Below are 14,987 nucleotides of genomic sequence, written 5' to 3'. Positions count from 1 at the left end.
GGTGGCCGAGCAGCACACTCCCCGTTCCCTGATCGTCTCCCTGTACGGCGCGTACGGGCGCACCCCCGACGACGCGCCGCTCCCCGTGGCCGAGCTGATCAGGCTGCTCGGCGTGCTCGGGGTGGACGCGCCGTCGGTGCGCTCCTCGGTGTCCCGGCTGAAGCGCCGCGGGCTGCTGCTGCCCGCGCGCACGGCCGGCCGAGCCGCCGGTTACGCCCTGTCCGCGGAGGCCCGACAGCTCCTGGACGACGGCGACCGCCGGATCTACGCCCGCACGGAGCCGGCGCTGTCGGACGGCTGGGTCCTCGCGGTCTTCTCGGTGCCCGAGTCGGAGCGGCACAAGCGGCACCTGCTCCGCTCGCGCCTCGGCGGCCTGGGCTTCGGCACCGCCGCGCCCGGCGTCTGGATCGCCCCGGCGCGGCTGTACGACGAGACCCGCCACGTCCTGGAGCGGCTGCGCCTGGACCCGTACGTGGACCTGTTCCGCGGCGAGCACCTGGGCTTCGCGGCCACGGCGGAGGCCGTGGGCCGCTGGTGGGACCTGGCGGCGATCGCCAAGGCCCACGAGGACTTCCTGGCCGTCCACGAGCCGGTCCTGCACGCCTGGGAGGCCCGCGCGGACACCCCGGCGGAGGACGCGTACCAGGACTACCTGCGCACTCTCGACTCCTGGCGCCGCCTCCCCTACATCGACCCGGGGCTCCCGCCCGAGCTCCTGCCGGCCGGCTGGCCGGGCTCCCGCTCGGCGGAGGTCTTCGCGGCCCTGCACGCCCGGCTGCGGGACGCGGGGGCGCGGTTCGTGCAACCGGACGGCGCCGCGGACCGTCCTGAGCAGTCATGAGCGCACACCCCGGCTCCCGGCTGCAGTGGCTGTCGTGGGGAGCGGCGGCCCTGGCCGGCGTGCTCGCCGCCTACGGGGCGAGCACGGTGGCGGCCTGGGCGCGCGCGTCCTGCGGCGCCTCCGGCGCGCCGCACCGACTCGCGCCCGACGCGGAACTGCTGCTGGTGTCGGCCGCGGCGGCGGGGATCGCCGTGTCGGCCGTGGCGCTGGCCCGCTGGGCGACCGTGCGCGGACCGCGTTCGACGCGGGCCTCGGCGCAGGTGGCCGTGGTGCTGCTCGCGGTGGCGGCGCTGGCCTGGTGGTACCTGTCCGCCCATGCGTCGCCGTCCGGCTCCGGGCTCTGCCCGGCCGGCGGTGCGCCCGCGTGGTGGCCGGCATGGCTGCCGAGGTGAGCGACGGGCCGTGGGAGCCGACCTGGCTGGTCGCCGCGAACGTGGTGCGGTGGCGGCGGTGGGGCGACTTCGGACAGGAGCTGCGCCCCGGCACCAAGGCGTTCAAGGGCGGGGCGAAGGTGTACGTGATCGGCACCTACCCCGGCTTCGGCGACGAGCAGCTGGAGGCGGTGGGACGGGGCCGGCACAACGGGCGGTGGATCACCATCAAGATGCCCACCCGGCATCTGCACACCTTCCGGGCGAAGCTGGTGCACGCGCCCGCGGTGCTGCGCCGGTACGACTGGCACGCGGTGGAGCAGGAGGCGGCGGAGCAGCTGGCTCTGAAACTGGAGCGGGTCGCCCGCGAGCAGCGGCTGACCTACCACTCCGGTCCGCACCCCGACGCCTGCCTGTGCCACGCCTGTCTCACGGGCGAGGGCCGAGACTGAGCCGGGGTTTCGGGGCGTCCGTGCGGCCGGTCGGAGGCCTGCGGCTGCCCGCCTTGTACGGGTCGGGCCAGGGGGCCGCGGGGCCTGTGTAGTCCTGTTCGGCGGCGGCGTGCAGGGTCCAGTGCGGGTCGTACAGGTGCGGGCGGGCCAGGGCGCACAGGTCGGCGCGGCCCGCGAGGAGCAGCGAGTTGACGTCGTCCCAGGAGGAGATCGCGCCGACCGCGATCACCGGGACGCCGACGGTGTTGCGGATCAGGTCGGCGTACGGGGTCTGGTACGAGCGCCCGTACTCGGGCCGCTCCTCGGGGACGACCTGGCCGGTGGAGACGTCGATCGCGTCGGCGCCGTGCGCGGCGAAGGCGCGGGCGATCGCGACGGCGTCCTCGGGGGCGGTGCCGCCCTCGGTCCAGTCGGTCGCGGAGATGCGGACGGTCATGGGCCGGTCCTCCGGCCAGACCTCACGGATCGCGTCGAAGACCTCCAGGGGGAAGCGGAGGCGGTTCTCGACCGGGCCGCCGTAGGCGTCGGTGCGGTGGTTGGTGAGCGGGGAGAGGAAGCCGGACAGCAGGTAGCCGTGGGCGCAGTGCAGTTCGAGCAGGTCGAAGCCGCTGCGGGCGGCGCGCCGGGCGGCTGCGGCGAACTCCTCGCGGACGGCGGTGAGACCGGCGCGGTCCAGGGCATGCGGGGTCTGGTTGATCCCGGGCCGGTACGGCAGCGGGGAGGCGGCGGCCAGTGGCCAGTTGCCGGCCGGAAGCGGCTGGTCGATGCCCTCCCACATGCGTTTCGTGGAGCCCTTGCGGCCGGAGTGCCCGAGCTGGACGCCGAACGCGGCGCCGGGGGCCTGCGCGTGGACGAAGTCGGCGATCCGGGACCAGGCGGCGGCCTGTTCGTCGGTCCACAGGCCGGTGCAGCCGGGTGTGATCCGCCCCTCGGGGCTGACGCAGACCATCTCGGTCATGACGAGTCCGGCGCCGCCGAGGGCGCGGGCGCCCAGGTGGACGAGGTGGAAGTCGCCGGGAACGCCGTCCTCGGCGACGTACAGGTCCATGGGCGAGACGACGACCCGGTTGCGCAGCGTCAGTCCGCGCAGCCGGAACGGCGTGAACATGGGCGGGGTGCCGGGCGGGCAGCCGAAGTCGCGTTCGACGGTGTCGGTGAAGTGCGGGTCCCGCAGCTTCAGGTTGGCGTGGGTGACCCGGCGGCTGCGGGTGAGCAGGTTGAACGCGAACTGGCGCGGCGGCTGGTCGAGATTGCGGGCCAGGTCCTCGAACCAGCGCAGGCTGGCCGCGGCGGCCCGCTGGGTGGACTCGACGACGGGCCGGCGCTCGGCCTCGTACGCGGCCAGGGCCTCGTCGAGGGTGGGCTGTTCCTCGACGCAGGCGGCCAGCGCGAGGGCGTCCTCGACAGCGAGTTTGGTGCCGGAGCCGATGGAGAAGTGCGCGGTGTGCGCGGCGTCGCCGAGCAGCACCGTACGGCCGTGGGACCAGTGGTCGTTGACGACGGTGCGGAATGCGGTCCAGGCGGAGTTGTTGCCGCGCAGCGGACGGCCGCCGAGGGTCTCGGCGAAGATCTTGGCGCAGCGCTCGGCGGACTGCTGCTCGTCCACTTCGTGCAGGCCGGCCGCCCGCCAGACCTCCTCGCGCATCTCGACGATGACGGTGGAGGAGCCTGAGGAATTCTGCGGCCCGAAGGGCCTCGTTGAGGGGTGGTGGTCGGGCGACGGGCGGGAGTAGGGGTAGCCGTGCAGCTGCATCACGCCGTGCTCGGTCTCGGCGATCTCGAAGCGGAAGGCGTCGAGGGCGAAGTCCGCGGCGAGCCAGATGTAGCGGCAGCGGTGGGCGGTGATCCGGGGCCGGAAAACGTCGGCGTGCTGTTCGCGGGTGCGGCTGTGCACGCCGTCGGCCGCGACGACGAGGTCGTGGGTCGCGGCGAGCTCGGCGGCGGACGGGGCCTCGGTGCGGAAGCGGAGCCGTACGCCGAGGGCGGTGCAGCGGGCGTGCAGGAGCTCCAGGAGCCGGCGGCGGCCGAGGGCGGCGAAGCCGTGCCCGGAGCTGGTGAGGGTGCGGCCGCGGTGCACGATCTGGATGTCGTCCCAGCGGACGAACTCGTCCTGCAGGGCCCGGTACACCTCGGGGTCGGCGTGCTCGATGCCGCCGAGGGTCTCGTCGGAGAGCACGACGCCGAAGCCGAAGGTGTCCTCGGGCGCGTTGCGCTCCCAGACGGTGATCTCGCGGGCCGGGTCGAGCCGTTTGAGCAGCGCGGCCGCGTAGAGGCCGCCGGGGCCGCCGCCGACGACGGCGATGCGCAGCGGGCGCTGCCGCCCCGGCACCGCTATCGCCCCCGCCACTTCGGCGGGCGCTTCTCGGTGAAGGCCGCGTGGAACTCGGCGTAGTCCTCGCCGTTCATCAGCAGCGCCTGGGTGGCGGCGTCGAGCTCGACGGAGGCGGCGAGCGGCATGTCCAGCTCGGCGGTGAGCAGCGCCTTCGTCTGGGCGTGGGCGAGGGCGGGGCCGTCGGCGAGGCGGCGGGCGAGCGCGGCGGCGCGCTCGCCGGCGTCGCCCTCCTCGGTGAGTTCGCTGATCAGGCCGATCCGCTCGGCCTCGGGGGCGCGGACCGGCTCGCCGAGCATGAGCAGCCGGGTGGCGTGGCCGAGCCCGACGACCCGCGGCAGCAGGTACGCGGCGCCCATGTCGCCGCCGGAGAGGCCGACGCGGGTGAAGAGGAAGGCGAAGCGGGCGGTGGGGTCGGCGATGCGGAAGTCGGCGGCGAGCGCGAGGACGGCCCCTGCGCCTGCGGCGACCCCGTGCACGGCGGCGATCACCGGGAAGGGGCACTCGCGGATCGCCCGGACGACCTGGCCGGTCATCCGGTTGAAGTCGAGGAGCTGGGCGGTGTCCATGGAGAGCGTCGCGCCGATGATCTCGTCGACGTCGCCGCCGGAGCAGAAGCCGCGGCCCTCGCCGCCGAGGACGAGCGCGCGGACGGCGCGCTCGCGGGCGAGTTCGGCGAGCAGGTCGCGCAGGTCGGCGTAGGCGCCGAAGGTCAGCGCGTTGAGTTTGGCGGGCCGCGCGAGGGTGACGGTGGCGACGCCGTCGTCGACGGCGAGCCGCAGATGGCGCCATTCCTGGGTGCGCGGCGCGGATCCGGTGAAGGGGCTCATGCGGACGGCCTCCCGTGGTGCGGGCGAGCGTGCGAGGGCGGACTCCGTCCTGAGCGTATCACTCGGCCGTGACTGTCGTCACGATCACGCGATACTGCGGCTCGGGCCGGCCGCCTCCGAGGCCGCGAAGTACCCCCGGTAAGGTTGAAAACAGGACGTCCTGGACGGCGAAGTCACGGCCGGAGGAGACGCCCCTCGCGCACCCGCCCCCGGCGCGCCCCCCACCCGGCCCGAACGGATCCGTCATGGACGCAAGCGCCCCGCCCCCCACCTGGCGGTTCGAGCTGCCGCACACCACCGCGGCCGTCCCCATGGCCCGGTGTCTGGTCCGCACCGCCCTCGCCTCGCTCGACACCGGCCCCTGCGAGGACACGGCGGAGCTGCTGACCGCCGAGCTCGTGGCCAACGCCGTCGAGCACACGGCCGGCACGGGCCCGCTCGAGCTGGTCCTGGAGCTGCGCGAGACCGGCTGTCACGTCGAGGTGCACGATCCCCTGCCCGCACGGCCGGGCGAGCTGATCGCCCCGGGGCCGGTCGAGCCGCCGGACCCGTGGCAGGAGCACGGCCGGGGGCTGATGCTGATCCGTACGCTCAGTGCGGCCTGCGGACACCGGCCGACCGACCGGGGCAAGGCGGTCTGGTTCCGGCTGCCCCGGGTGCCGGCGCAGCGGCGGCGTACGGCGGTCTGAAGCCTGGCCGTGCGGCTCAGGCGGTCGGGCCGGCCATCGTGGCGACCAGGACGGCCTTGATCGTGTGCATCCGGTTCTCGGCCTCGTCGAAGACCACGGAGTGGGCGGACTCGAAGACCTCGTCGGTGACCTCCAGCTCGGCCAGGCCGTGCCGCTCGTGGATCTCCCGGCCGACGGCCGTGCCCAGGTCGTGGAAGGCCGGCAGACAGTGCAGGAACTTCACGTCCGGGTTGCCGGTGGCGCGCAGCACGTCCATGGTCACCGCGTACGGCGCGAGCGCCGCGATCCGCTCGTCCCAGACCTCCTTGGGCTCCCCCATGGACACCCACACGTCGGTGGCCACGAAGTCCGCGCCGCGCACGCCCTCCGCGACGTCCTCGGTCAGCGTGATCCGCGCGCCGCTGGCCTCGGCCAGCCCCTGCGCCCGCTCGACGATCTCGTCCGTCGGCCAGTACGCCTGCGGGGCCACGATCCGCACGTCCATGCCGAGCAGCGCGCCGGTCACCAGGTACGAGTTGCCCATGTTGAAGCGGGCGTCGCCGAGGTACGCGAAGGTCAGCTCGGAGAGCGGCTTCTCGGAGTGCTCGGTCATCGTGAGCACGTCGGCGAGCATCTGGGTGGGGTGCCAGTCGTCGGTGAGCCCGTTGAAGACCGGGACGCCCGCGTACGCGGCCAGGTCCTCGACGGCGGTCTGGCTGTCGCCCCGGTACTCGATCCCGTCGAACATCCGGCCGAGGACCCGGGCGGTGTCCTTCACCGACTCCTTGTGCCCCATCTGGGAGGCCGCGGGGTCGAGGTAGGTGGTGAACGCACCCTGGTCGGCGGCGGCGACCTCGAAGGCGCAGCGGGTGCGGGTCGAGGTCTTCTCGAAGATCAGCGCGATGTTCTTGCCCCGCAGCCGCGGGACCTCCGTCCCGGCCTTCTTGGCCGCCTTCAGCTCGGCGGCGAGCGCGATCAGGCCGCGGAACTCCTCGGCGGTGAAGTCCAGCTCCTTGAGGAAGTGGCGGCCGATGAGGTTCGTGGCCATGGTGGCGCTCCTGGTTTCCGATGACGGGACCATGGAATTCTATACATGACTCAGCATTCTTATACGGTGAGCTGCGCTACACCTTCCTCTCCCCTCCGGCCGTCCCTTTCTCCCCCGCTACACCGCGTCCCGCTCCACCGGACAGCTCATGCAGCGCGGGCCGCCGCGGCCCCGGCCCAGCTCGCTGCCGGGGATCTCGATCACCTCGATGCCCTGCTTGCGCAGGTGGGTGTTGGTGGTGACGTTCCGCTCGTACGCCACGACCACGCCCGGCTCCACGGCCAGCACGTTGCAGCCGTCGTCCCACTGCTCGCGCTCGGCGGAGTGCACGTCCTGCGTCGGCGTCAGCACCCGGATCCCGGTGAGCCCGAGAGCGGCCGCGATCGCGCTGTGCATCTGCTCCGGCGGATGGTCGCTGACCTGCAGCGTCTGCGCGCCCGCGCCCGGCTCGATGGTGTACGAGCGGAGCATGCCGAGGCCCTCGTACTGGGTGAAGGTGTCCTTGTCGACCATCGTCATGACCGTGTCCAGGTGCATGAACGCCCGCCGCTTCGGCATGTCGAGGGCCACGATCGTCCGGGCGGAGCCGGCCGCGAACATCCCGCGGGCCAGCATCTCGACGGCCTGCGGGGTGGTGCGCTCGCTCATGCCGATGAGCACCGCGCCGTTGCCGATGACCAGGACGTCGCCGCCCTCGATGGTGGACGGGTAGTCGGCCTGGCCCTCCGTCCAGTGGTGGAACGGCCCGGCCTCGGGGCCGGTGAACAGCGGATGGTGCTTGTAGATCGCCTCGAAGTGCACGGTCTCGCGCTGCCGGGCGGGCAGCCGCATCGCGTTGATGGCCACGCCGTCGTAGATCCAAGCGGATGTGTCCCGGGTGAAGAGGTGGTTGGGCAGCGGGCCGAGGAGGAAGTCGTCCAGGTCCATCACATGGAAGCGGACGGAGCTGGGCTCGGTGTGCCCGGCCAGGAACTCCCGCTTCGTCATGCCGCCGATCAGCGCCTCGACGAGCTCCTGGGTGTCCATCGCGTCGAACACGGCACGCAGATGCTCGGTGGCGAGCGGGCCGTACTGCTTCTCGTCGAACACCCGGTCAAGGACGAGAGCGCGCGCCTCGGGGATCTCCAGGGTCTCGCGCAGCAGGTCGCCGAAGAGGTGCACGGCGACGCCCCGGTCCCGCAGGACGTCCGCGAACCCGTCGTGCTCCTGGCGGGCCCGGCGGACCCAGAGCACGTCGTCGAAGAGCAGGGCGTCCTTGTTGGACGGAGTGAGCCGCTTCAGCTCAAGGTCCGGGCGGTGCAGGATGACGCGGCGCAGCCGCCCGGTCTCGGAATCGACGTGGAATCCCATGCGCCCATCCTGGCCGAGCCGGGCGGCGAACCGCTATCGCACCGCGATCAGAACGATGACGAGCAGGAAGACGAGAAGCAGCCCGCCCACCAGGGCGAACACCAGGTTTCGGTCATGTCGGGGCAGAGGATCGGCTGGATAGCGAGGTGGGGCCGCCGGAGCCGGGGGGCACCGCCGGCGGGTCGTACCCCTGGGCGTGAGGTGGCGGTGGGCCGTCCCCCGTCGACGGTCCACCGCCGGTCTCGGACCCCGCGTGCAGCACCGCGCCGTGCTCGTCGAGCGGGGGCGCGGGCCGGCGGGGGATGTGGAACCAGGCGTTCTCGTCGGTCTCCCCGGAACGCACCCGGGCCGGCCGGTAATGGCCCGGTTCCACGTAGCGGCCGCCCTCGACGACCACGTTGTCGTACAGCCGGCCGGAGACCACGACGAGCAGGTCCGCCGTCGGGTCGGCGGTCATGATCTCCTGGGCGGTGGGGCAGTCGCACAGCCGGCAGGCCAGGTCCACGGCGCGGCCGACGAGTCCGCGGCCGTCGTCGAGGACGAGTCCGGCGTGCATGCCGACGCGCAGCCTGAGCCGCTGCTCGCGGCCGGCGTTGTACGCGCGCAGGCATTCGTAGAGCGTGTCGATCCAGCGGCCGACCATGAGGGTGGGCGGCATGTCGGGGCGGAGCGCGCCGAGGATGCCGTCGCCGCGGTCCTCCTGGCGGACGGCGCCGGGTTCGAGGCCGACGGCGGCGTACGCCTCGCCGAACGCCTCGTACATGGCCGGGCGCAGCCGCCTCCTGGCGTCCGTGCCCGGCGTCCCGGAGCCCACGGCCTCCCCGAAGACGACGAGTCTGTGGAGGGCTCCGGCGCCGGCTTCCGTATCCGTGATGACTCCCGCACTGCTCACTCGGATCTCTCCCTGCTGCTCCGGACAGAGCGCGGCCACGGGTGTCTCGTGTGCGTGTGGTCCCACCTCGGTCGCCGTGCGCAGTCACCGTGTTGACGCTGCGTCACGCAGTGGGGTGAAGAACGCTAGGCGGTGGCGATGATCCGCGCAACGAGCACGAGGGGCGCAGGGGAGCGCCGTGATCGGCGTCCCTGCGCCCCCCGTGGGACGTGGTGCTTCAGAGCCTCGGATCGACCGGTTCGGACTCCAGTGCCAGTACGGCGAACACGGCTTCGTGGATCCGCCAGAGCGGCTCGCCGGCGGCGAGCCGGTCCAGCGCCTCCAGGCCCAGGGCGTACTCGCGCAGGGCGAGCGAACGCTTGTGCCCGAGCGAGCGGTTGCGCAGCCGCTCCAGGTTCTCCGGACGGGTGTACTCCGGTCCGTAGATGATCCGCAGGTACTCCCGGCCGCGCACCTTGACGCCCGGCTGCACGAGCCCGCCCTTCTCGTCCCGGACCAGGGCCGCGAGCGGCTTGACGACCATGCCCTCGCCGCCGGCCGCGGTCAGCTCCTGCCACCAGTCGACGCCGGCCCGCAGGGAGGCCTCGTTGCCGGTGTCGACGACGAGCCGGCGGGTGACCTGGAGCAGACCCGTCGGGTCGTGCTCGACGAGCCGGTCCAGCCAGGCCAGCTGCTCGTCGTGCGGACGGTCGGCCAGCGAGCGGCCGCGGACGGCGAGCAGCTGGAACGGCGCGAAGCGCACACCGTCGAGCCCCTCCGTGGGCCAGCAGTAGCGCCGGTACGCCTCCGTGAACGCGGCCGCGTCCGCGGCCCGTTCGCGCTGCCGGTCCGCGAGGGCGGCGGTGTCCGCGCCGCGGGCTGCGGCGGCCTCCAGGGCGGCGAGCGCACCGGGGAACACCGCGCCCGCGGCGGCGCCGACGGCCGCGTACTGGTTGCGCAGCAGCCCGCCGGCCTTCAGCGACCAGGGCATCAGCTCGCCGTCGAGCAGCAGCCAGTCCGTGTCCAGCTCCTCCCAGAGCCCGGCGGCGGTCACGGCGGCGCGCAACCGCTCCAGGACCTGCTCGGTCACGGCCGGATCGTCGAAGAACGGCCGTCCGGTCCGGGTGTGCAGCGCGCCGGTCGGGCCGTCGTCGCCCACGCCGAAGCGTTCGCGGGCGGTGGCGGCGTCCTTGCAGACCAGGGCGACGGCCCGGGAGCCCATGTGCTTCTCCTCGCACACGACCCTTCCGACGCCGCCCGCGCGGTACTGCGCGAACGCCTCGGCCGGGTGCTCCAGGTAGCCGTCCTCCTTCGAGGTGGCCGTGGGCGCCATGGTCGGCGGCAGGTAGGCGAGCAGCCTCGGATCGACGGCGAACCGGCTCATGACCTCGAGCGCGGCCGCCGCGTTCTCCTCGCGGACGTTGACGTTGCCGAGCTGCCGGGTCTCGACGATCCGGCGGCCGTGCACGTCGGCCAGGTCCAGCGGCCGGCCCTGGTGGCCGCCGGGGGCCTCGACGGCCAGCGGGCGGGCGGGCTCGTACCAGACCTTCTCGGCGGGCACGTCGACGAGTTCGCGCTCCGGCCAGCGCAGCGCGGTCATCCTGCCGCCGAACACGGCTCCGGTGTCCAGGCAGATGGTGTTGTTGATCCAGGACGTGCTGGGCACCGGTGTGTGGCCGTACACCACCGTGGCGCGGCCGCGGTACTCCTCCGCCCACGGGTAGCGCACGGGCAGCCCGAACTCGTCGGTCTCGCCGGTGGTGTCGCCGTACAGGGCGTGCGAGCGGACCCGGCCGGAGGTGCGGCCGTGGTACTTCTCCGGCAGTCCGGCGTGGCAGACCACCAGCCGGCCCTCGTCGAGGACGTAGTGGCTGACGAGCCCGTCGATGAACGCGGCCACCTCGGCCCGGAACTCCTCGCTCTCCCGGCCGAGCTGCTCGATGGTCTCGGCGAGGCCGTGGGTCTCCTGGACCTTGCGGCCCTTGAGCCAGCGCCCCAGCTTGTTCTCGTGGTTGCCGGGCACACAGAGCGCGTCGCCGGCGGCGACCATGGACATCACGCGGCGCAGCACGCCGGGGCTGTCGGGGCCGCGGTCGACGAGGTCGCCGACGAAAACGGCGGTGCGGCCCTCGGGGTGGTGTCCGTCCACATAGCCGAGCTTCGCGAGCAGGGTCTCCAGCTCGGAGCGGCAGCCGTGGATGTCGCCGATGACGTCGAACGGCCCGGTGAGGTGGCGCAGGTCGTTGAACCGCTTCTCCAGGACGACCTCGGCGGCCTCGGCCTCCTCGACGGTGCGCAGCACGTGCACCTTGCGGAAGCCCTCGCGCTCCAGGCCGCGCAGCGAGCGGTGCAGTTCGCGGCGGTGCCGCTGCACGACCTGCCGGGGCAGGTGGGCGCGGTCGGGCCGGGCGGCGTTGCGCTCGACGCACACGGACTCGGGCATGTCGAGGACGATCGCGATGGGCAGCACGTCGTGCTCGCGGGCGAGCTGGACCAGCTGCCGGCGGGCCTCCTTCTGCACGCTGGTGGCGTCGACGACGGTGAGCCGGCCGGCCGCGAGCCGCTTGCCGGCGATGTAGTGCAGGACGTCGAAGGCGTCGCGGCTGGCGCTCTGGTCGTTCTCGTCGTCGGCGACGAGCCCGCGGCAGAAGTCGGAGGAGATGACCTCGGTGGGCTTGAAGTGCTTGCGGGCGAAGGTCGACTTGCCGGAGCCGCTGGCGCCGACGAGCACGACGAGGGACAGGTCGGTGACGGGCAGGACGCGGCCGTCCGGAACGTCGGCGTCGGTCGTATCGGTCGTGGTGGTCATGCGACTCGGTCCTCCTTCTTCGTGTCGTCGTTCCGGCCCGCGTTCAGGGTGAACACGGCCATCTGGGTCGGCGGTCCGACCTCCGGGTCGTCGGGCCCGACGGGCACGAACCCGACCTGGTAGCCGTGCTGTCCGGCGACGCGGTCGGCCCAGGCGCGGAACTCCTCGCGGGTCCACTCGAAGCGGTGGTCGCCGTGCCGGACGTGTCCGGCGGGCAGCGACTCCCAGCGCACGTTGTACTCGACGTTCGGCGTGGTCACGAGCACCGTCCGGGGCCGTGCCGAGCCGAACACCGCGTACTCCAGGGCGGGCAGCCGCGGCAGGTCGACGTGCTCGATCACCTCGCTGAGCACGGCCGCGTCATAGCCGGTGAGCCGCTTGTCGGTGTACGCGAGCGAGCCCTGCATCAGCTTGACGCGCGCGGCCTGCCGCTCGCCCATCCGCTCCAGGCGGAGCCGGCGGGCGGCGATCGCCAGCGCCCGGGCGGACACGTCGAGACCGACGATCTCGGTGAACCGGACGTCCTTGAGCAGCGCCTGCACCAACTGACCCTGCCCGCAGCCGAGATCGAGCACCCGCCCGGCCTCCGCCGTGCGCAGCGCGGCCAGGATCGCCTCCCGGCGCTGCTCGGCCAGCGGCACCGGCTGCTCCTCGGTGTCCGTGGTCTCGTCCACCGCGTTGTCGACGTCCTCGACCTCGAGGTCGTCGGCCTCGGCGAGCCGGACCAGTTCCAGTCGCTCCATCGCCTGCCGGGTCAGGCCCCAGCGCCGCGACAGATAGCGGCTGGTGATCAGCTTCTGCTCGGGGTGGCCGGCGAGCCAGCCGTCCCCGGCGCGCAGCAGCTTGTCCACCTCGTCGGGGGCGACCCAGTAGTGCTTGGCGTCGTCCAGGACCGGCAGCAGCACGTACAGCTGGCGCAGCGCCTCGGAGAGCCGCAGCTCCCCTTCCAGGACGAGCCGGACGTACCGGGAGTCGCCCCACTCGGGGAACGCGCCGTCCAGCGGCACCGGTTCGGCCGTGACCGTGCTCCAGCCCAGCGGCGCGAACAGCCGCCGCACCAGCTCCGCACCGCCGCGGGCCGGCAGCGCCGGCACCTCGATGCGCAGCGGCAGCGGCTCCGCCGCCCGCTCCGGGCGCTGCTCGCACGTGCCGCGCAGCGCGGTCTTGAAGACCGAGCTGAGCGCGACCGCCAGCAGCGACGAGGCGGCGTAGGGCCGGTCGTTCACGTACTGCGCGAGCGCCGCGTCCGGGGCGCCGCCCCGGCCCTTGCCGCGGCCGGCGCGGACCAGGGCCACCGGGTCGACCTCCAGGAGCAGTGCGGCCGTGCACCGCTCCACGGTCGCCTCGGGGTACAGCACATGAGCGGTGCCGTGCGCGGTGGAGAACCGCTGGGCCTTGTCGGGATGCTTGTGCAGCAGAAAGCCGAGGTCGGTCGCGGGTCGCTCTGAAGTACCGGTGGTACTGATCGTCAGGAACACACGTCCGAGTATTGCCCTCCTTCCCTAAGGCGACCAGGGGTTTTCCGCCACGGTGGCCAGTTCGGCGATCCGGTCGGGCCCGACCCGGCAGCAGCCGCCGATGAGCCGCGCCCCGGCCGCCGCCCACTGCCCGGCCCGCCGGGGGTCGAACGTCCCAGCGCCCCGCCATGCGCGCTCCCGCGCGTCCCACACCTCCCCACTGTTCGGATAGACCACGACCGGTTTCCCGGTCGCCCGCGCGGCGAGTTCCACCGCCGGCCCGACGTCGGCCGGTTCGCAGCAGTTCACCCCGACCGCCGTCACCTCTTCCACGCCCGCGGCAAGCGCGAACGCCTCCGCGAGGTCCTGCCCCGCCCGGGTCCGCCCGCCCGCAACGGTGTACGTCAGCCACACCGGCACCCCGCACCCGGCCGCGGCCCGCAGCAGCGCCTCCGCCTCGTCGGCGTCCGGCACCGTCTCCAGCGCCAGCACGTCCGGCCCGGCGGCCGCCAGCGCCTCGATCCGCGGCCGGTGGAACCGCTCCAGCTCCCGCACGCTCAGCCCGTACCGCCCGCGGTACTCGCTGCCGTCCGCGAGCATCGCCCCGTACGGCCCGACCGACCCGGCCACCCACACCTCCCCGGCGGCCCGGTCGCCGGCCGCCCGGGCCAGCTCCACGCTCCGCGCCAGCAGCCGGGCCGCCTCCGGCCGGCCGATCCCCCGGTGCGCGAAGCCCTCGAAGGTGGCCTGGTAGCTGGCCGTGATCAGAACCCGCGCTCCGGCCCTGACATAGGCCGTGTGCGCGGCCTCGATCTGCTCCGGCCCGTCGGCGAGCAGCCGCGCGGACCACAGCTCGTCGGACAGGTCGCAGCCCTGCGCCTCCAACTGGTTGGAGAGTCCGCCGTCGAGGGTGAGGACCTCCCCGGCGAGCGCGTCGGCCAGTGCACGGACGGGACGCATCGGCTCAGCCCAGCTGGGACTGGACCTGACCGGAGATCAGCTCCAGTTGGTCCAGGTCGGACAGGTCCAGGACCTGGAGGTAGATCCGGGACGAGCCGATCGCGCCGTACCGGCCGATCTTGTCCACGACCTCGGCGGGCGTGCCCGCGAGCCCGTTCGCCTTCAGCTCCTCCACCTCGCGCCCGATCGCCGCGGCCCGCCGGGCGACCTCAGCGTCGTCCTTGCCGACGCAGACCACCAGGGCGTTGGAGTACACCAGGTCGTCCGCGGAGCGGCCCGCTTCCTGCGCCGCCGCCCGCACCCGTCCGAACTGCCGCTCGCTGTCCTCGACCGAGCCGAAGGGGATGTTGAACTCGTCCGCGTACCGGGCGGCGAGCCGCGGGGTGCGGCTGGCGCCGTGGCCGCCGATGAGCACCGGAACCTTCGCCTGCGCCGGCTTGGGCAGCGCCGGCGAGTCGGTGAGCCGGTAGTACGCACCCTCGTACGAGAACGTCTTGCCGACCTCGGTCTCCCACAGCCCGGTGACGATCGCCAGCTGCTCCTCCAGCCGGCCGATCTTCTCCTTGGGGAACGGGATGCCGTACGCGTGGTGCTCCTCCTCGAACCAGCCCGCGCCCAGGCCCAGTTCGATCCGGCCGCCGGACATCCGGTCCACCTGCGCGACCTGGATGGCCAGGACGCCGGGGAGCCGGAAGGTGCCGGCGGTCATCAGGGTGCCGAGCCGGATCCGCTTGGTCTCCCGGGCCAGTCCGGCCAGGGTGATCCAGGCGTCGGTCGGACCGGGCAGCCCGTCGCCGGAGCCCATCCGGAGGTAGTGATCCGAGCGGAAGAAGGCGTCGAAGCCGAGGTCCTCGGTGGCCTTGGCGACGGCGAGAAGGGTGTCGTAGTCGGCCCCCTGCTGGGGCTCGGTGAAAATCCGAAGATCCATACCTCCATCCTGCACGTGTCCGCCCCGTGCCGCCGTCGTCGCCGCGGGGCGCGTCAACCTCTGCGTCAGCGGC

General features: G+C 73.4%; 13 protein-coding genes. 4 read left to right on the top strand and 9 right to left on the bottom strand.

All coding sequences use genetic code 11. The features are described 5' to 3' along the window. Nucleotide 1: 1 nt before the first annotated feature. From ACGFMM_RS26930 to ACGFMM_RS26920, 3 genes are read left to right on the top strand one after another with little or no spacing between them, the layout of a single operon-like run. Complete coding sequence (locus tag ACGFMM_RS26930) at nt 2-841, top strand: PaaX family transcriptional regulator C-terminal domain-containing protein (protein ID WP_393649032.1); 840 nt, start codon at nt 2-4, stop codon at nt 839-841. After that, the gene (locus ACGFMM_RS26925) at nt 838-1,233 is read left to right on the top strand and encodes a hypothetical protein (RefSeq protein ID WP_393649031.1); all 396 of its coding nucleotides are present in this window, start codon (nt 838-840) and stop codon (nt 1,231-1,233) included. The genes ACGFMM_RS26930 and ACGFMM_RS26925 overlap by 4 nt, the downstream gene beginning before the upstream one ends. Next, nucleotides 1,218-1,664 carry a hypothetical protein gene (locus ACGFMM_RS26920; protein WP_393649030.1) on the top strand — a complete coding sequence of 149 codons (447 nt, stop codon included), beginning with the start codon at nt 1,218-1,220 and terminating at the stop codon, nt 1,662-1,664. The genes ACGFMM_RS26925 and ACGFMM_RS26920 overlap by 16 nt, the downstream gene beginning before the upstream one ends. On the opposite strand, the gene ACGFMM_RS26915 is transcribed toward ACGFMM_RS26920, so the two are convergent. Then, complete coding sequence (locus ACGFMM_RS26915) at nt 1,642-4,011, bottom strand: bifunctional salicylyl-CoA 5-hydroxylase/oxidoreductase (RefSeq protein ID WP_393649029.1); 2,370 nt, start codon at nt 4,009-4,011, stop codon at nt 1,642-1,644. The two genes, ACGFMM_RS26920 and ACGFMM_RS26915, sit on opposite strands and share 23 nt — an antisense overlap. After that, the gene (locus ACGFMM_RS26910; protein ID WP_393649028.1) at nt 3,996-4,823 is read right to left on the bottom strand and encodes an enoyl-CoA hydratase family protein; all 828 of its coding nucleotides are present in this window, start codon (nt 4,821-4,823) and stop codon (nt 3,996-3,998) included. The genes ACGFMM_RS26915 and ACGFMM_RS26910 overlap by 16 nt, the downstream gene beginning before the upstream one ends. Nucleotides 4,824-5,068: 245 nt before the next feature. Between ACGFMM_RS26910 and ACGFMM_RS26905 the strand changes: the two genes are divergently transcribed. After that, a complete protein-coding gene (locus ACGFMM_RS26905) occupies nt 5,069-5,512 on the top strand; it encodes an ATP-binding protein (RefSeq protein WP_393649027.1) in 444 nt (147 codons plus the stop codon). 16 nt (nt 5,513-5,528) lie between these two features. Here the strand turns inward: ACGFMM_RS26905 and argF are convergent, their stop codons facing one another. From argF to ACGFMM_RS26870, 7 genes are all read right to left on the bottom strand, one after another. Then, nucleotides 5,529-6,539, bottom strand: a complete 1,011-nt coding sequence (argF, locus tag ACGFMM_RS26900; RefSeq protein ID WP_393649026.1) for an ornithine carbamoyltransferase — start codon at nt 6,537-6,539, stop codon at nt 5,529-5,531. A gap of 117 nt (nt 6,540-6,656) precedes the next feature. After that, nucleotides 6,657-7,889, bottom strand: a complete 1,233-nt coding sequence (locus tag ACGFMM_RS26895; protein ID WP_393649025.1) for an arginine deiminase — start codon at nt 7,887-7,889, stop codon at nt 6,657-6,659. 112 nt (nt 7,890-8,001) lie between these two features. Next, entirely contained in the window at nt 8,002-8,781 is a 780-nt protein-coding gene (locus tag ACGFMM_RS26890; protein WP_393649024.1) for a hypothetical protein, read from the bottom strand. A gap of 217 nt (nt 8,782-8,998) precedes the next feature. Further along, the gene (locus ACGFMM_RS26885; RefSeq protein ID WP_393649023.1) at nt 8,999-11,569 is read right to left on the bottom strand and encodes a polynucleotide kinase-phosphatase; all 2,571 of its coding nucleotides are present in this window, start codon (nt 11,567-11,569) and stop codon (nt 8,999-9,001) included. Then, nucleotides 11,566-13,047, bottom strand: a complete 1,482-nt coding sequence (locus ACGFMM_RS26880; RefSeq protein WP_393649022.1) for a 3' terminal RNA ribose 2'-O-methyltransferase Hen1 — start codon at nt 13,045-13,047, stop codon at nt 11,566-11,568. Before ACGFMM_RS26880 ends, ACGFMM_RS26885 begins: the two co-directional genes overlap by 4 nt. 24 nt (nt 13,048-13,071) lie before the next feature. Beyond that, a complete protein-coding gene (gene mmuM / locus ACGFMM_RS26875) occupies nt 13,072-13,986 on the bottom strand; it encodes a homocysteine S-methyltransferase (protein ID WP_393649021.1) in 915 nt (304 codons plus the stop codon). Between the two features lie 4 nt (nt 13,987-13,990). After that, on the bottom strand, nt 13,991-14,914 hold the full coding sequence (locus ACGFMM_RS26870) for an LLM class F420-dependent oxidoreductase (protein ID WP_393649020.1): 924 nt from the start codon (nt 14,912-14,914) through the stop codon (nt 13,991-13,993). Nucleotides 14,915-14,987: the final 73 nt, after the last annotated feature.

This window comes from Streptomyces sp. NPDC048604, assembly GCF_043199435.1.
Lineage (GTDB): Bacteria > Actinomycetota > Actinomycetes > Streptomycetales > Streptomycetaceae > Streptomyces.
The sequence above is the reverse complement of the archived record's forward strand: the minus strand, read 5'-3'. Positions and strand labels throughout refer to the sequence as shown.

Coding starts and splice junctions, on each gene's coding strand:
- ACGFMM_RS26925 (WP_393649031.1), top strand. CDS start 838: ATGAGCGCACACCCCGGCTCCCGGCTGCAGTGGCTGTCGTGGGGAGCG.
- ACGFMM_RS26920 (WP_393649030.1), top strand. CDS start 1,218: ATGGCTGCCGAGGTGAGCGACGGGCCGTGGGAGCCGACCTGGCTGGTC.
- ACGFMM_RS26910 (WP_393649028.1), bottom strand. CDS start 4,823: ATGAGCCCCTTCACCGGATCCGCGCCGCGCACCCAGGAATGGCGCCAT.
- ACGFMM_RS26905 (WP_393649027.1), top strand. CDS start 5,069: ATGGACGCAAGCGCCCCGCCCCCCACCTGGCGGTTCGAGCTGCCGCAC.
- argF (WP_393649026.1), bottom strand. CDS start 6,539: ATGGCCACGAACCTCATCGGCCGCCACTTCCTCAAGGAGCTGGACTTC.
- ACGFMM_RS26895 (WP_393649025.1), bottom strand. CDS start 7,889: ATGGGATTCCACGTCGATTCCGAGACCGGGCGGCTGCGCCGCGTCATC.
- ACGFMM_RS26885 (WP_393649023.1), bottom strand. CDS start 11,569: ATGACCACCACGACCGATACGACCGACGCCGACGTTCCGGACGGCCGC.
- mmuM (WP_393649021.1), bottom strand. CDS start 13,986: ATGCGTCCCGTCCGTGCACTGGCCGACGCGCTCGCCGGGGAGGTCCTC.
- ACGFMM_RS26870 (WP_393649020.1), bottom strand. CDS start 14,914: ATGGATCTTCGGATTTTCACCGAGCCCCAGCAGGGGGCCGACTACGAC.